Raw genomic sequence first — 15,852 nt, forward strand, 5'->3', positions numbered from 1 at the left:
TTTAGAAGGTCAGTATAAATATGAATCCCGAAGGAGCAGAAAGCGCGGCGTCAGTACCTTATCAAGTACTGAAAGATGAAATCCGTTCTTTAAAAGACGAAATACAGAGCCTAAGAGCACGTCTTGAAGAGTCGGAAGAACTCAAGCGTGCCCTTAGTGAGGGAGACCTAGATGCCTTGGTGATACCCAGACCAGAAGGGGAGATGGTCTTTACTCTGGACGGTGCTGACCGAGAATACCGTGTCCTTGTAGAAACAATGAATGAAGGCACTGCCACTTTGACCAACGATGGCATTATCCTTTATTGCAACCACAAATTTGCAAAATATTTAAGGATGACTTTACAGGGTATAGTAGGCACATCTATTTATCGATATATTGCGCCTGAGGACACGACCACATTTGAGGCTCTCTTGGAGCATGGGAAGGGTAGGGAAGAAATCGATCTCCGGGCTAAAGGAGGCACATATTTGCCTGTGTATCTGTCCATCAACGCATTTCAGTCAAAAGAATCACCAAGTGCCTGGTGTATCGTGGTAACAGACCTGACGGAGCAAAAGAAGAATGAAGAGATCTTAGAAAATATCGATAAAGTCCGTAAACAGGAAATTCACCATAGGATAAAGAACAACTTGCAGGTAATTTCTTCCCTTCTTGACCTTCAGGCTGAGAAATTTAGTAACAGAGAGTGCATTGAAGATTCAGAAGTCATAGATGCATTTAAAGAAAGCCAGAACCGTGTAATATCTATGGCTCTAATCCATGAAGAACTGTATAAGGATAACAGATTCAAAGGTGAAGGGTTCGAAAGTGAAGGATTCGAACTCCTAAACTTTCCTCTGTACATTAAGAAACTAGCTGATAACCTTTTCCATACATACAGGCTTGGAAATACCGCTGTCAGCTTAAACTTGGACCTGGAAGAGAACCTTTTCTTTGATATGGATACCGCAGTTCCATTGGGTATTATCATCAATGAATTAGTTTCCAATTCTCTCAAACATGCATTTCCCGGCAAAGATATAGGAGAAATCAGAATCAACCTTTGCAGGGAAAAAGATGAAAGTGATGGGAGTAACCTTTTTACCTTGACCATTTCTGACAACGGTGTGGGCATTCCTGAGAAAATTGATATTGAAGACCTTGAGAGCCTTGGACTTCAACTTGTAACAACCCTTATTGACCAGTTAGATGGGGAACTTGAACTAAAAAGGAACAATGGAACTGAATTCACTGTGCGGTTTACGGTAAAAGAAAAGAATAATCAGGCATCTGTGCAAGCTCCACAATTCGTTGAATAAAGAATAATTAAGCCGATGTGAAAAGCCAATAAGGGATATGGCAATGATTCTTTCCTTTTGGAGTCACTTAATAAGCTAATTGCAGCGAAAACATCCTTCAAAATGAATACTATACATGATCTTCACAGTGGTTAAAAGTTCTGTAAAATCACAAATAGCAGAAAAATTGCAAATTACCTCCAGTATGCAGAAATGACATAACTTTTGGAGACAAAGTAATATTATGAGTATAATTTCAATATTATCGCTTGTTTTTTATAATGAAAATTGGCCTTTCCGGGCAAAATATTCCACAAATGCCTATGTGTTTGTTTTCTCGATCATTCCATAGTATATGGGAATATACTTGTTTCCTTCGATAACCCCAACTATCAACTGCAAAAAAGGTATGAGAAACACTTAGGCATTATAAAATAGGAAATATTATGAGATATCACTGATTGACATAAAACGAAAAACAAAGAGGATAAGACAATGGGACGAAGAAGAAAAAAAACGTCACTTTTAAAGGCATTTAAAAAAGGAATGAAAATAGGCAAAATGATGTCAAAGGCTTTAGATAAGTTCATGGATAGGAGAGATCTTGACCGGTGGCTACGTCAAAAAAGACGATAATAAAATTTCCTAATCTCTTCCTAAAACTTCCCAGTATTTCCTATTTTAGGAAGCAATCAGGAAATTTTAGGAAGTAATGAGGAAACTAGTGCATCGATTCCAAAATAAATCCCTTGTTTAGCTGGAAATTCGTTTATCAATAGATCTATTCAAAAGCTAGGCTTGTGAACATACTTTGGAATCACAATACTAGGAAGTTTCAGGATGTTTATTATCAAATCGCTTCCTAAGTACTTCCTATGCCCCCAGAAGAGAAACAGAAAATAAATGTCTGGATACCTACAGGCTCGCGTGCTATCCGGGAGGCCCACGGCCCGATGGCCTCACCGGGTCGGACAGAAGAAATAAAAAGTGAACAACCCCGCCTGTTTTTTCCCCCGGCGTGATAGGCAATAAGAGCGCGGAACACATCAAGTGTTCGCCTGATGGCGAAAACATGAGCCCGCTCTCTATGTTTGCCGTTACACGCGAAGGGAAAAAGGAAAGGAAAAAAATGATACATCGATATTCACATGAAAAAGCGGACATTGATCCATATAAAGTCTCAGAGAACAAATACCATATCGAAAAACACATGAAATTGGATATCAAACAGAGAATAAGAAAACGTCTTCTGAACTCGATGTTGAACGGTCTAAATAAGCAGCCCTTCTCACAGCCCCGCGCTACTTGTATTCAACAATTAACGAACGACCAACAACAACGACGACTTTTTTTTCTATACTATTAATACAAGATTTTTTTTTCGTTTCGTTCCGCTTTCAGTCGGCTTAAAGCCTCGAAAAAGCCCGGACATCTTCAAAAAAATTAGTTGTTGTTGGAATTAACATCCCGACCTCAGAGAACCCAAACAACTTCACGGACTTTATCGAGCTTTTCCGGACCTTTCCGGAAACTTTCCTTTTTTGCCACAAGATATCATCATAGGAGGTTCCAGAAGGAACCTGCGTTCACCTGCAAACATGATACAATAAGCTTCAACCATTACACGACCCCCAAAGTAGCACGTAACAGAATATCATTTTCTTCATCGGTGAACATCGAGCCACCACAAATCACAACTTTACCAGCGCCAACTTACCAAGCAGGGAATTTATATCAGCAGTCGAACACTTAGGGTATTTCGATTTACTGCGCCTTGCTCTTGACAATATCAAGCGCCCCAAATCGGAACGTAAACTGACTCAAACACCGAATACCTCTGCAGCTTCTTCGGATGATCCTCAATTTTTATCAGGCCAAGCCTCGCCCGATCCATATCGCTTTTGAAAAGCATCGGAGTGCTTAAGACATATTTCCAAGTCTGCACAAAATCAGGACGCAGCCCATACTTCTTTGACCAGATCACCCCGATTAGATTATCATCTGTTTGATCTTCAGCACGTGCAGCACGATACTGGGAAACTTCCTCGCTTCCCAGTCTTCAGAATTATTGCTTTCAGGATTCTTCATTATTTTAGAATATCACCGCGAGCAACCCCATAACCGAATACTATGCTTTTTAAGAAGGGAATTGAAAAGCAGAGAGGCATTTTTTCCAATAAGCGATTTAGAGCCTATACGAAAAGTCATTAACGCATGTTGAAAAGTTACGATAGGTCGATAATATCGGCATCCTTTCCGGTTGTACATAAGATGTATCAATCTGCGCAATACTCTCAGCTCTCGGCAGTGCTCCTACTCCTCCGGAACTTATGTTTGCAACAGCAAATGTAAACTCATTTTCTCAACCTTCACTTGAATCAGGGAAGGAAGGAGAAACTAATCCAAACTTACTTGTAAGAGGTACTTTTGGAAGGGAAATCATTAATTGCCTTAATAAGCCAAAGGCCTCCATAAAAACTGTAGATAAAAACCAATAAAGTATAAATAAAAAGCTCTACATTGATAAATATTCAAAAATTAATTGACATCATTAAAAAATGGGGGAAAAATATGGGAAAATTCAGATTGATCAGACGTGATGAGAAAGCCATGGAGCTCCCGATAAATATTGTAGTCATGCTTGTTGTCGGGATGGTCGCCCTTGCAACGCTTATTTCGATCATACCGACTCCAACAAAGGAAATGTCGGTATTTGTTGATGGGGTAAGACTTGAAGGAGGAAACCTTCAGAAAGGGAACTCAATAATAGTGGACTCTAAAACCGCAGAAGCCCCTTTTTCCATAACCGTAGTGGTAAAGGCAACTGACAAGGATGGAAATCCGGTACGGAATGCAAACGTTATTCTGAGAGGGCTTGGCGGTGCGGCTTCAAATACTACGGGTATTGACGGGACCACTTTCCTGACAACAGCGGAAAATGCACGTCTCAGGCTTGACCCTAACCAGAATGAAGGGACAATGGACCTGAAAATCCTGGCAGACGGCTTCTATGACTACGAAAGAAAAGATGCAGTCATGATTATCAAGACTCGTTAATTGCACATTTTTCAGGGATAAAACTATAGAGAGGAGGCGCAGATGCTGCCTGAAAAATTCAAAAGAAATGAAGCAGGAACTGTCGGGCTTCCAATAAGGATTGTAGTCCTTTCCGTTGTGGGCTTCATAGGATTTTACGCAATTCTCTCCGCCCTCAGCAATGCCCCTACTGTCCCCGAATCCATGTATGCAACAGCAAACATAAGCGCATTTTCGTTACCTTCACCTGACTTAGAGACAGAAAAGGAAACAAATCTGAGTCTGCTTGTAAAAGTGCTTGACAGGAATAACCGCGGGATAGAGGAAGCAAATGTGATTGCCTGGAGCCCTGATAGGAAAAAAGCGTATTCAGGCGTCACTGACCCTACCGGAAATGTAACAATAAAAATTATTAACCCTGAGTTGCCTTCAGGAAAAGCTGAAGGGTATATATCCATAAAAGTGATGAGAGCAGGATACAGGGACTTAACCAGCGACCATTTTTTGAAGGTAATCCGAAGCTAAATGCTCCTGATATTTCCGATTTTTTCGAAAAAAAGGGAAAAACGTAGATTGAAATTCTGAAAAACCAGTATTTGTGGATCCTGAATTTAGATTATAAATTCAGATTATATTTAGATCATAAAGTCAGATCATTGCAGCAATACTACTGTTATTTATGATGAACCACAGACCGAAAAAAGCCATAAATCCACCGCATAAGTATACCATTATTTCATGAGTGCGCTGTGAAAGGATTTTGTTTCTTTGTGAAAAGGATGAGGATACTGCTATCAGGACTCCAAGATCTGCTATCCAGTGCCCGACAATAAATGCGACTACTGCAAAGATACCTATCATGTATTCCTGAAGGACAATCGCACTGCCCGCTGTTAGCCACCATATAACAAGAAAAGGATTCAATGCGGAAGTCACAATTCCTGCAGATATCGGACCTGAGAAAGGATTCAATGCAGAGGTTATAGTTCTTACAGGGGCCGGACCAGAAGATAAATTCAGGTTACTGGCTGAAATGGAAATATCCATCGTAGAAGCCTCTTTTGCGCTTTTTATCATTACCAGCCCGGAAAGTAACATAACCAAACCGCCTATTACAGCCATATATGAAATAATTGTTTTTCCGAGAAAAGACGATACACCTACCAGGATAATTACAAAAATGGCCAGCTCTACCAGGGCATGCCCTATAAAAATTGAAGGCCCTGCTCTCCAGCCGTTCTTAATAGATGCCGCAATCGCTGCGAACATCATGGGCCCGGGAACGATGGCTGCAGATATGCCTACTGTAAAACCCAGAATCAGAGCTTTGGTCAGTTCTATCATAATGTCCCCAGGAGAAAAAAATAAGATTACATAAATGAAAGAAGTAATTATATAAATATTTATGGAGACTGACCATTAACAGCATTTGTGACTGTATCAAGAAAATAAGCATTTTCCAGTTTAATATTAAATACACAGATTTTTCATATTCTGTTTCATACTTTATCTGTTAACGACTTTTTTTTGTGGTTTACCAGATAAAACTTCATTAAGACGGCTCCTGCCATCAGCACGGCAAGCCCGGTAGAGAAATAAGGAGACCTTATGACATCCCATCGGCCAGACCAGACAAGAAATCCGGTAAGGAAGAGAACTGAAGATCCGGCAACTCCTGAAATCTCAAAGGGAATCTTCATTGAGCCGAGAGTTAACCTGTTCTGGTTCTCAATGATTTCGATACGGGACTCAAGCTCTTTTATATATGCGTTTTTTGTGTTTTCCTGAGCTTTGAGATTCCCAATTTCCATATTCAGTTTTTCGATTTCGGATTCCAGGTTGTTATGAGCAAAATTTGACAGTTCGGATACTGCAGCCTGAAGAGAACGCAGACTTTCTGAAATGCTGGAAAAAACTTCATTTATGCTCCTGATTTTATATCCGGTTCCGGAAACTTCAGAAGAATTATCTACAGAAGTCAGGGAAAGATGCGAGGTTTCGCCAGAAGGAAGGACCGCACTGAACGCAAAACTTGAAATGTTCCTCTCTGAAAGTGACGGAACTGAATCAGAAAGAAAAGAATTTCCAGGAACGGAGGATTCAGTAGAAACAGAAGGCCCCTGTGGAAAAACTGATGAACCTGCAGCAACACTCCCTGAATTTTCTTCCGGGAAAGAACCTGAGAAATTTCCGGAAAAAACTCTCCCAGCCTGGTTTGCAGGAGGAGTTTCCAGAGAAAGGCGCCTCTCGACTGCCCTGAGCCTTTTTTCAAAACTCCTGATGCTCTGATCGAAAACTTCAATCCTTCCCTGCAAATCCTCCCTGATTTCTGGCTCTGCTTGGTATAACTTATTCAATTGAACCATTACCCCTAAAAAGTAAGTATAATTAATCGTGTCCAACACTATATAAAAATTTTGAAAATCAGATATAATATTAAAAGTAAAAAATAAGTGGAAGAATGATTAAAAGTAAAAAATAAATAAAAGAAGGAAAACAGCTTGAAAAAATGAAATTGGAGAAATCAGATCAGCCGGACTTCGATTAGTTCCCCTCTATCCTGAGCCTCCATAATATCGGATGCAAGGTCTGAGTTTACTCTAAGTTTTACTTCTCCGTGTCGGCTTACGGTTGCACTGAAAAGGTATTCATCTTCAAGGAATATTTCCACATCCTTTCCTGCGAGTTCCAGAGCGCCAAGGATAAGGTGCTTCTTATTCTTTTCGATGAGAGGATGAACAGAAGAAGCAGTAGCTGCCCTTTCGATACCAGATAGACTTGCTTTCTCCGGAGGAACTCTACTTTGGGCTCCGTACTTTCGGCCTTTTGCAGCCTTTGGAGCTTCGCCCTGCATCTCCCTGACATTAATATGGAACCCCAGAATACTTTCTATCCGGTCAATAACGTTTCCACCTTTACCAATGACTTTTCGCATCTCTTCGTCCCGGACCTTTACGATTGCACTGTCGTCTGAAGTTACTTCCACTTCAACAGGGCCAGATGCGTACCTGCCAACAACATTCCTTATTTCTTCTTCCGCAAGCTTCCATGCAGGTTTCCTGCCTTCAATAGAAGGACCTATTGGCATAACAACAACCTGCTCTCCATACGTGTAAATCTCGTATTCGACTTTCCCGGTCTCAAAATCTGCAATAGTAATCACGGGCCTTGCAAGATCCTGCTCAACCATCCCATGAGGAACCTTAACTGTAAATGCAAGCACCAGAACCTTTGCAACTTCTCCTTTATCAATAAAAATAACAGTATCCACTACCTGGGGAATTACACCCAGTTCGACCCTTCCTATCAGGCGTTGAATGGCATCCACTGCTCTTGTTGAATGCACTACCCCGATCATTCCCACGCCTGCAAGACGCATATCTGCAAAAACCAAGAAATCACCGGTCTTCCGGACTTCGTCATATATAGTATAATCCGGCCTGACCAGAAGCAAAAGATCCGCAGTATCTTCCATTCTTCCATTCAAAGGCGAATACTGGGTGATCTCAGGAGGCACCTGCAGGTCTCTTGGGGATTCCATAGTTTTGACCACCTGCCCGTGGTCATTCAGGTAACGGGCGACCCCCGCAGCAAAAGTAGATTTTCCGGCCCCGGGAGGCCCGGCAATAAGAATTCCACGCTGGCTGGCGATACGTTCTTTGAGTTTATCACTCAGGCGGTAGTGTTCAAGATCCACAACAACAGTTGGCCTGACAGTAGTAATTTCCATATCATCGGAAAAAGGCGGGCGAGCAATAGCAATTCGCATGTTCCGGATCTGCAGGACAGTAGCCCCACTTGAGGACATCTCGATGAAAGATTCCGGATCCAGCCTCGCCCTCTCAATGAGTTCTTTCGAGATACTGAAAAGTTCCGAAGAAGTAGCAGGTTCTTCACGGATCCTTACATAACGCACGTTCCCCACCGGACCCTTCTTGGCCATAGGGGAGACACCATTTTTGAGGTGGACAGACATTGTATCGTCAGTGAAAAAATGCTCTATTTTGAGCGGCCCAAACTCTGAGGGGTCCAGAGTTTTTGGATGCATGTACTCAACATCGAGCCCCTTTGCTTTAGCTATAAGAGACTGTACCCGGTCTTCGCTTAAAAACAGCCCACCGACTTCGATAGCCGTACTTCGGATAAGGGCATCCATCCTGCCCTCTTTAGATAGCCTAATCTCCTCAAAAGTGGGTTGAACCCCTCGGAATTGAAGGAGAATTTCACCCCTATCTGCAAGCTTGCGAAGTTCCGACAGCTCTTCAAGCCCTTTGAAACCTATTTCTCTTCCCCTGTTTGCCTGAGCTTCAAGTTCCGATACCACAGCTTCAGGGATGACAATCTCAGCACCCCTGAACTCACCGCTTCTAACGCGGGATGAAAGCCTCCCGTCAATAATTATGCTTGTATCCGGAACGATCCTCCATATCTGCTTTTCTTCAGCCATATAAGGGGATATAGAGCTAGAAAGTATATAATAAAACCTCTGGAAAATCATAAGTTATTTCTTAGTGGCTGGATGGCGCATCATCTTGATTTGTTGTTCGAATAGACAAAAAGAAGCAAAAAGGGAGGAAAATTATGGAGCAAAGGTTAAAACGAATTTAGCCTTATGTGTATGATTTTACTGAGGCTTTTTTGAAGTTCAGCTGTTGAGACTACTAAAAATAATGACCTTAGATCAAAGTCATTGGCTTTTAATGTTTTTAAAAATTAAAACTGATCCAATTTTTATCGTTAGGTGTAGGGAGTTTAATATTGAGCTAATCCCAGAACTCGAAATTGATTCTCAGATCTCGTATTCTGGAGAATTAATCAAGGTTTCTGTTAATGAAAATTATTTTTGAAATTCTTATCGATTTTGGATAAAATTGTTTTTGGGATGAGCTCATGAAGAGATTGTTATTATCATGAAGTTGATTCCATAGTTGTTATTTTTGCAATCAAGATTCATATTTTGTTCTAATCTAGTATTTTAAGTGACCGATCAAGTTCCTAATAGTGAAAATAAGCCTGAAAAATCCAAGAGATTAAAATAGGATGGGTTTTAGGATTAACTAAAAGAAAAAAGTAGGAATTAAAATTACAAATTTGATGATTAATAAAAACTGTTAGATATATTATTGGATAATATTCCAAAATATAATAATAGTATACATAATTATTATAAATATGAATATAAATAAACAGATTTCAATTAATATTGGTTTCTAAATTATATTTCGTTAATTATTATATTCATTGGATAATAATTCACTAGTGATACAATAAAAAATCACTTTTATCGGCAAATAATGAAGGGATATAATTGACTAATTAAGTAGTCTTCCAAAAATGTACGTGGATGATTGATTCTTAAAGTAAGTACATTTGCCCATAGACAGTGAATTAAGAAGCCGACAAAAGTGGAATTGTATCGAATTAACCAAAATGATGGAGGCAATATATGGGAGAGCAAAGGTTTAGCAAAATAAAAAAAACCGTTATTATTTTGTTGGCTGTCTTTCTTGTAATATCTTTGACAGCTGCGTCAGCAAATGCGTGGTACTCAAAGACTAGCAGCGACAAATGCAAAAGCAACCTTCATGAAAAGGTCGCTAAAGAAAAAGTCGCTAAAGAGAAAGTAGTTAAGAAGGTAGCGAAAGAGAAAGTGGTTAAAGAAGTAGCTAGAGAAAAAGTGGACAACAGAGTGTTTGACAACAGAGTGTCATACTCTGCAGCAAATAACTGTTTTGGCTGTGGCTGGGGCGGCTTTGACTGTGGCTGCAGAGACGATTTCTGTGAAAATTTCAAAACAAAGTATTTTAACATTCGCGGCTGTGTCGCAGGATGTAGAGACAACGGTTTTGACGACTGGTGGGATTATTAACTGTTTACAAGTCCAACCACGGACTAAGTTGTTTATAAATCAATACAAACGACGACCCATTTGCAGAATTCCGTGTCGGATTACAGAAGCAGTAAGACTCTTAAAATATATTTAAAAATCGTTCATGATAGGACTTACGCAGTAAAAGAACTAAAATGAAACTTGAGCAGTCTGTAACAGATATTGTAGGGAGGACAGTTTAAGGCCCCATGCTGCTGTTTTCGAATTTAACTGCGTAAGTCCTACTCATAAAAAGATAAAAATAAAAAAAAGAAATAAATAATTAATCATTTATTAAATTTTTAAAACTCAATATACATCGTCCGGCTCGAAGACCTTCTCTCCCACAACCTCTCCTTCAAGATTTCGATAAAAACAGGACCTGTATCCCATATGACAGGCTCCTCCAACCTGTTCTACCAGCAGCAGAAGAGAGTCCATATCGCAGTCGATCCTGATATCTTTTACTTTCTGTATATGTCCCGAGGTTTCTCCTTTTTTCCATAATTGTTGTCTGCTCCTGCTCCAGAAATGTGCAATTCCTGTTTCTACAGTCTTCTCAAGAGCTTCACGGTTCATATAGGCGCACATCAGCACCTCTCTGTTCATCTGGTCCTGAACAACAGCAAGGATCAGCCCGTTATCATATTTCAAGGTGTCAAAATCGATCATGAGAGATAGATTGCGAAACTAGTATAAAAAAGAGAGAGGATGAAATATTAAGAAAGACGATAGAGAAATAGGAAGAGTCCACAACCATCAAAGAAAGCTGTAATATAACTGGTATTGTGAACTATACCATCTTAGGAAAAAATATGAAATGAATAAATGAATCCAGTAAAGGTATTAAACCGGACTCCTTTTTCAAGGCTTGATTCCCAGTACATCCTCTACATACGCCCTGAAAATTTCCGCAACGCTCCAGGCCTGAGAAATGCAGCCACCCGGAGAGTAAGGATAGTCACCATCAAATACTTCAGAAATGGTTCCGACACCTGCTGTTTCAAGGTGCATATCAAAACCCTGCAGAAGGTCCCGCATATCTTCAAGACTTTGTTTTGAATAATTATGGACCTTCCGATAAGCTTTCACATAGGCTCCAAGGAGCCAGGGCCAAACGGTCCCGTTATGGTAGGCTGTATCTCTGGTTACAGCGTCTCCGTAATAATGCCCTACATAAGAGGGATGATCACTTGAGAGGGTTCTAAGCCCAAAGGGTGTCAGAAGGTCTTTTTCAACTCTGTCCACAATCGCTTTTTCTTTATCAGGGGAAAGCATAGTATAAGGAAGAGTCACTGCGAAGATCTGATTGGGGCGGATTGCAGGATCTTTAACTTGGTTTCCTGCCTCGTCCTGAAATACGAGGTCAAAGAGACAATTAGTTTCCGGGTTCCAGAAAACATTCTCAAAATTCAAAGATACTCCGGCTGCAAGAGTCTCATATGAGGAAATATCTTTGCCGAGAAGATTACCCAGGTTGGAGGTAATTTTCAGGGCGTTATACCAGAGAGCATTTATCTCACAGGCTTTACCTGCTCTTGGGGTTACTGCTAATTCTCCGATTTTAGCATCCATCCAGGTTAGTTGAGGCCCTTGCCGGATAAGATAATCGGGATCCATGCCGATTCCGAAGTCTGTGCCTTTACGGTAATTATCTATGATACTATCTACGGTATCCCAGACATCCGAGATAAACAGCAAGTCCTTTGTATATGCAAAATAGCGGCTCAGAGTATGAATAAACCAGAGAGAAGCGTCCACTGTATTGTAGACTGGTTCTCCTCCGAGAGCCTGGAAGGTGTTCGGGATCAAGCCTTTCCGACAATGAATGGAGAAATTTTTGAGAATGGACCTGGCTTCCTCGAAGCGGTGGGGAATTAAAAGCAGGCCAGGTAGAGAGATCATAGTGTCCCGCCCCCAGTCATCGTACCAGTGATATCCTGCAATCACTGTATTTTCACCTGAGGAAGGATTTTTCACTACAAAAGAGTCTGCTGCCCTGAGAAGTTTAAGGGCGAAGGGCTCAGTAAGCCTTGAATTGAAAGCAAGGAGATTTTGCCTGTATACTTCCCTCGTATAGAGTTCCTCTACCTGCTCGAGAGTAAGGGAAGAAATATCGTGTGTTGAAGCGGCAATGAAAAAACGTGAGGTTCCTAGTTTAAGTTTGTTTTCGAAATATCCGGGATTGAAGCTATCTTCCTGGAAATTACATCCTCGTTGCTTCTCAGTATCATACTCAAAATTATAGTACCAGACAGGATCAGAATGGTACTGGAGATTGGATGAAAGCGAGAAAGCAAAACCGTTAGAGCTTTCCAGTTTTACTCCCGTAGAATCGGCTTTCTGGGAAAAGGAAAGATCTCCTGAGTGAGTAGTGTAATGAAAATTTCTGGAGTTTACAAGAGGAAAAATCCTTAGCAAAGCTCCTTCTCTCCGGGATCTGAGATCATAAAGAATACAGGTTGTATTATTACCATGAACCGTAAAGATCTTTTTCTTTACGGTAAAAACGCCGGGCTGGTAAACCCACAGAGGGAAAGGAGCAAGAATGAATTTGGAAAGGTAATTGAAGCCAGTAGGAGAAATAGTATCCGGATATTTGTGAGTTGCAAGTCGATAAATCTCTTCGTTGAGGGAAATTTCCTCATCCAGAGAAGAAAGCAGTACAAACCTTCCTGAAGAGTTTTCTGGAGCTGCCACAAGCAGTCCGTGGTAAGTCCTTGTTCCGGCCCCGATGATTGTAGATGAGGCGTATCCCCCGAGTCCGTTTCCTACGACCCACTCTTTCTTGATTCCTTCTTCATATGTGGAAAAGGAATCTGCTCCAAGCCTGATTCCACTCATACGTGTCTTATTAGTATTTGATTTATTAATAGCTGTATGTTCGGAAGAAAGAGTTAAAAAATATTAAAATAGAAAAACTCAGCTTATAATAAGGATATGAAATTATTATATTTTAAGTGTAAACATAAACTATTTTAGCTGTGCAGGACATAAGAAAGTGAGAATCATGAAGCAAGACCTTTTAGAAATCCTTGTTGATATCTTCAAATCATCCGGATACAATGTCATAATTTCTAGCCAGTTTGACATTCTTGTGGAGAAAAACGAGCATCAGGCTTATGTCAGGTGTGCCCTGCAGCCAGATTACGAAGAAATAAAAGCCTTTTCCGAAAAGATAGAGGAGTGTACAGGAATCTATGTGATGACCCGGAAAACATCTAGAGAATTAATTGATTATGCGGCTGAACTTGGGATTTATATCTGGGATAGAGACGAACTGGCCCTTCAGATAGGAAGAGCAGTACTTTTAAACATGGAACAGAAGGCAAAAGATTCTTGTTCTGAGCCAGAAATCTCACCAACAAATGATAAGCGAAATTCACTAAGGGAACAAACTTTTGAAATGCCCGTCGAAAGCTGGAAAGCTGAGGAGTTCAGGCAGGAACCTTACGCTAATAGAGAACTCTTACCACATAAGAGCCAGCCGGCAGAGAGAGAAAAGATCTCTTTTGAAACCAGATCCCTGCCGCGGATTTATAATGAGAGAAAAAATTCAAAGAAACTTGAGCAGGCTGAGGTTACTAAATCCGACTCTTATGAAATGCTTAATATACAGTCAGTAGAGCCAAAGATTTCTAAAGATCAGGCAATTATCATTGCAAAACCCTATCTCAGTAACCCTAAGGATGCAATTTTGAAGTTCGTGCCTTTCTGGAAATACAGATATAATGTTGAGGCTGAAAAACGCTTCAGGTCAAAAGTTCTGAGTATTGCCGGAAAAGGAAAAGGTTTTCTTAACGCGCTAAATAAGTCAAGGGAAGAAATGGAAATCGAAGGTCTTGACGCACCTACAAGGATTCCTTCTGTGCAATATGAATTGAAAAGGCCGAATGTAGATAGAAAACAGGCAGAAAAGATCCTTCTAGGTTTAATTATAGAGGAGAATACGCGCGAGATGCGCTCTAACAATATGGAAGGACAGGCAATTATATATGAACAAAGGAGTATTAGCCCAAGACCTGAAGAAATAGAACTTGACATGGAGCTTGTTTACATTCCTTTCTGGGAAGTGAAGGGAAAACGTAATTCTCTGGAGATCAATGCTTATAATGCAAAAGTTTTGGAAGAGCCTATAGATGAGGATGCTGAATTCCTGTAAATTGAAAGTCTGCAAAAAAAAATTGGAAGAAAAATATATAAAACAGAAAATATATTTATGTATTAGCAGAATATTAGGATTTCTTAAAAGGAGTCCACATCCTACTCTCCCAGAAATTCCTGCGAAAAAGTATTTTTCAGGGAAATAAAGCGCAAATTCTAATAAATGTTATATGCGTCAGATGGAAGAGTATATAACGTTTGGAAATTATCTGTAAGCTGTAACGGATGACATCTTGTAGAAAATAGGTACGGAAATATTTTAGAAGTATCGAAAGTAAAAAAAGAGGTGCATAAATGATCGAAGTAACAGAAAAAGCTGCTTCAGAACTGAAGACACTGCTCGAACAGGAAGAGAAGCCTGAACTTGCCCTTAGAATTTTTGTTGCCGGGGTTGCCTGCAGCGGAGTTCAGTATGGGCTGGCCTTTGACGATGAAGTGAAGGAAGACGATGTAACGATGGAAAGCAACGGAATCAAACTCATTATGAATAAAGATATCGAAACAAGTTTTTCTGAGGGCAGCATTGATTTTGTTGAAGACGAGAATGGGAAAGGATTCCTTATCCGCAACCCCACAGCCGGTGGATGCGGTACCTGTGGCGGCGGATGCCATTAAAGATAAAGTAAAACCGCGCTCAGGGATTAAAAACCCTACCTGAAGATGCAAAAGAAAACAAAAACAAAGGAGAAGTGAATTTATGTTTCCAGGAATGGGAGGCGTGGGAGGCCGGGGAATGAATCCGGCTAAAATGAAGCAGATGATGAAACAGATGGGGATTGATGTCAAAGAGCTTAAGGATGTTCAGGAAGTAATTATAAAGACTGCGGACTCTAATATAATTATAGAGAATGCAAATGTCTCTATCATGAAAGTCCAGGGCTCGGAAACGTACCAGATTGTAGGTGACGTAAAAGAAGTTCCAAAAGAACTGGAAATTCCCGTAGATGATGTAAAACTTGTAATGGAGCAAACAGGTGTTTCTGAAGATGAAGCCAGGAAAGCCCTGAAAAGCTCAAACGGAGATCTGGCAGAAGCCATTGTGGCACTTTCTTCTGCCTGATTTTTTTTATTTATAGGTTATTTATTAATAAGTTTTTAGTTACTTCGGATTTAAGACCTAATTTAGAATATCTGTTCGAAAATACCTCTTTTTAGGACCCTATTTTAAGTCTTGCTTTAATGTTAGTTTTCATAGCCGTTTTTCCAATATTAGAAAAAAACACTATAGAGAAGCAACTTTGCAGCAGGCAGTCCATTTATTCGCTTCGCATTCTCAAGCAGAGAAAAGGCGAGAAAAGATTTAAGAAATGTTTTGAAATTTAATAGTAAGAGAAGCAAAAAGTTCAGAATAATAATGGTTTCAAAAGCAATGAAAAACAGTATCAAAATAGAAAGCAAAAAGTAATTTAAAAGATTGTAAAAGAGCAGTAAAAACAGTATCGAAACAAAAAGTAAAAAACTATTTTAGAAAAGTTTAGAATAGATTTAAAGTAGTATAGGGTA

The 15,852-nt window shown here is 40.1% G+C and carries 15 protein-coding genes; 10 read left to right on the forward strand and 5 right to left on the reverse strand.

All coding sequences use genetic code 11. From position 1 onward, the window contains the following. Window positions 1-20: 20 nt before the first annotated feature. From RG963_RS06120 to RG963_RS06145, 6 genes are all read left to right on the forward strand, one after another. Window positions 21-1,301 (forward strand): sensor histidine kinase, encoded by a 1,281-nt coding sequence (locus tag RG963_RS06120; RefSeq protein WP_310575392.1) that lies wholly within the window; start codon window positions 21-23, stop codon window positions 1,299-1,301. Between the two features lie 474 nt (window positions 1,302-1,775). Next, window positions 1,776-1,916 carry a hypothetical protein gene (locus RG963_RS06125; protein ID WP_310575393.1) on the forward strand — a complete coding sequence of 47 codons (141 nt, stop codon included), beginning with the start codon at window positions 1,776-1,778 and terminating at the stop codon, window positions 1,914-1,916. Window positions 1,917-2,155: 239 nt separating this feature from the next. Beyond that, window positions 2,156-2,302 carry a hypothetical protein gene (locus RG963_RS06130; protein WP_310575394.1) on the forward strand — a complete coding sequence of 49 codons (147 nt, stop codon included), beginning with the start codon at window positions 2,156-2,158 and terminating at the stop codon, window positions 2,300-2,302. 1,308 nt (window positions 2,303-3,610) lie between these two features. Then, window positions 3,611-3,778 (forward strand): hypothetical protein, encoded by a 168-nt coding sequence (locus tag RG963_RS06135; RefSeq protein ID WP_310575395.1) that lies wholly within the window; start codon window positions 3,611-3,613, stop codon window positions 3,776-3,778. Window positions 3,779-3,851: 73 nt separating this feature from the next. Beyond that, window positions 3,852-4,337, forward strand: a complete 486-nt coding sequence (locus tag RG963_RS06140; RefSeq protein WP_310575396.1) for an Ig-like domain-containing protein — start codon at window positions 3,852-3,854, stop codon at window positions 4,335-4,337. 42 nt (window positions 4,338-4,379) lie between these two features. Continuing rightward, window positions 4,380-4,841, forward strand: a complete 462-nt coding sequence (locus RG963_RS06145; RefSeq protein WP_310575397.1) for a carboxypeptidase regulatory-like domain-containing protein — start codon at window positions 4,380-4,382, stop codon at window positions 4,839-4,841. 123 nt (window positions 4,842-4,964) lie between these two features. On the opposite strand, the gene RG963_RS06150 is transcribed toward RG963_RS06145, so the two are convergent. The 3 genes from RG963_RS06150 to RG963_RS06160 all read right to left on the reverse strand — a co-directional run bounded on the left by RG963_RS06150 (window position 4,965) and on the right by RG963_RS06160 (window position 8,763). Then, window positions 4,965-5,660, reverse strand: a complete 696-nt coding sequence (locus RG963_RS06150; RefSeq protein ID WP_310575398.1) for a LysE family transporter — start codon at window positions 5,658-5,660, stop codon at window positions 4,965-4,967. Between the two features lie 155 nt (window positions 5,661-5,815). Further along, window positions 5,816-6,682 (reverse strand): hypothetical protein, encoded by an 867-nt coding sequence (locus RG963_RS06155; RefSeq protein ID WP_310575399.1) that lies wholly within the window; start codon window positions 6,680-6,682, stop codon window positions 5,816-5,818. Window positions 6,683-6,840: 158 nt separating this feature from the next. Continuing rightward, complete coding sequence (locus RG963_RS06160; protein WP_310575400.1) at window positions 6,841-8,763, reverse strand: PINc/VapC family ATPase; 1,923 nt, start codon at window positions 8,761-8,763, stop codon at window positions 6,841-6,843. A gap of 999 nt (window positions 8,764-9,762) precedes the next feature. Here RG963_RS06160 and RG963_RS06165 point away from each other — a divergent pair. Beyond that, complete coding sequence (locus tag RG963_RS06165) at window positions 9,763-10,185, forward strand: hypothetical protein (RefSeq protein ID WP_310575401.1); 423 nt, start codon at window positions 9,763-9,765, stop codon at window positions 10,183-10,185. A gap of 309 nt (window positions 10,186-10,494) precedes the next feature. Here RG963_RS06165 and hisI read toward each other — a convergent pair whose 3' ends face one another. Together hisI and RG963_RS06175 are read right to left on the reverse strand one after the other, a co-directional pair. Then, on the reverse strand, window positions 10,495-10,857 hold the full coding sequence (gene hisI / locus RG963_RS06170; RefSeq protein WP_310575402.1) for a phosphoribosyl-AMP cyclohydrolase: 363 nt from the start codon (window positions 10,855-10,857) through the stop codon (window positions 10,495-10,497). 192 nt (window positions 10,858-11,049) lie between these two features. Further along, window positions 11,050-13,029, reverse strand: a complete 1,980-nt coding sequence (locus RG963_RS06175; RefSeq protein WP_310575403.1) for an amylo-alpha-1,6-glucosidase — start codon at window positions 13,027-13,029, stop codon at window positions 11,050-11,052. A 166-nt stretch (window positions 13,030-13,195) separates the two neighbouring features. On the opposite strand from RG963_RS06175, the gene RG963_RS06180 reads away from it, so the two are divergent. The 3 genes from RG963_RS06180 (at window position 13,196) to RG963_RS06190 (ending at window position 15,409) form a co-directional block, all read left to right on the forward strand. Further along, a complete protein-coding gene (locus RG963_RS06180) occupies window positions 13,196-14,347 on the forward strand; it encodes a hypothetical protein (protein WP_310575404.1) in 1,152 nt (383 codons plus the stop codon). A 296-nt stretch (window positions 14,348-14,643) separates the two neighbouring features. Continuing rightward, window positions 14,644-14,964, forward strand: coding sequence for a HesB/IscA family protein (locus tag RG963_RS06185; RefSeq protein WP_310575405.1), 321 nt, complete (start codon window positions 14,644-14,646; stop codon window positions 14,962-14,964). A gap of 82 nt (window positions 14,965-15,046) precedes the next feature. Next, window positions 15,047-15,409, forward strand: coding sequence for a nascent polypeptide-associated complex protein (locus RG963_RS06190; RefSeq protein ID WP_310575406.1), 363 nt, complete (start codon window positions 15,047-15,049; stop codon window positions 15,407-15,409). The last annotated feature ends 443 nt before the right edge of the window (window positions 15,410-15,852 follow it).

The organism is Methanosarcina baikalica (assembly GCF_031461075.1).
GTDB lineage: Archaea > Halobacteriota > Methanosarcinia > Methanosarcinales > Methanosarcinaceae > Methanosarcina > Methanosarcina baikalica.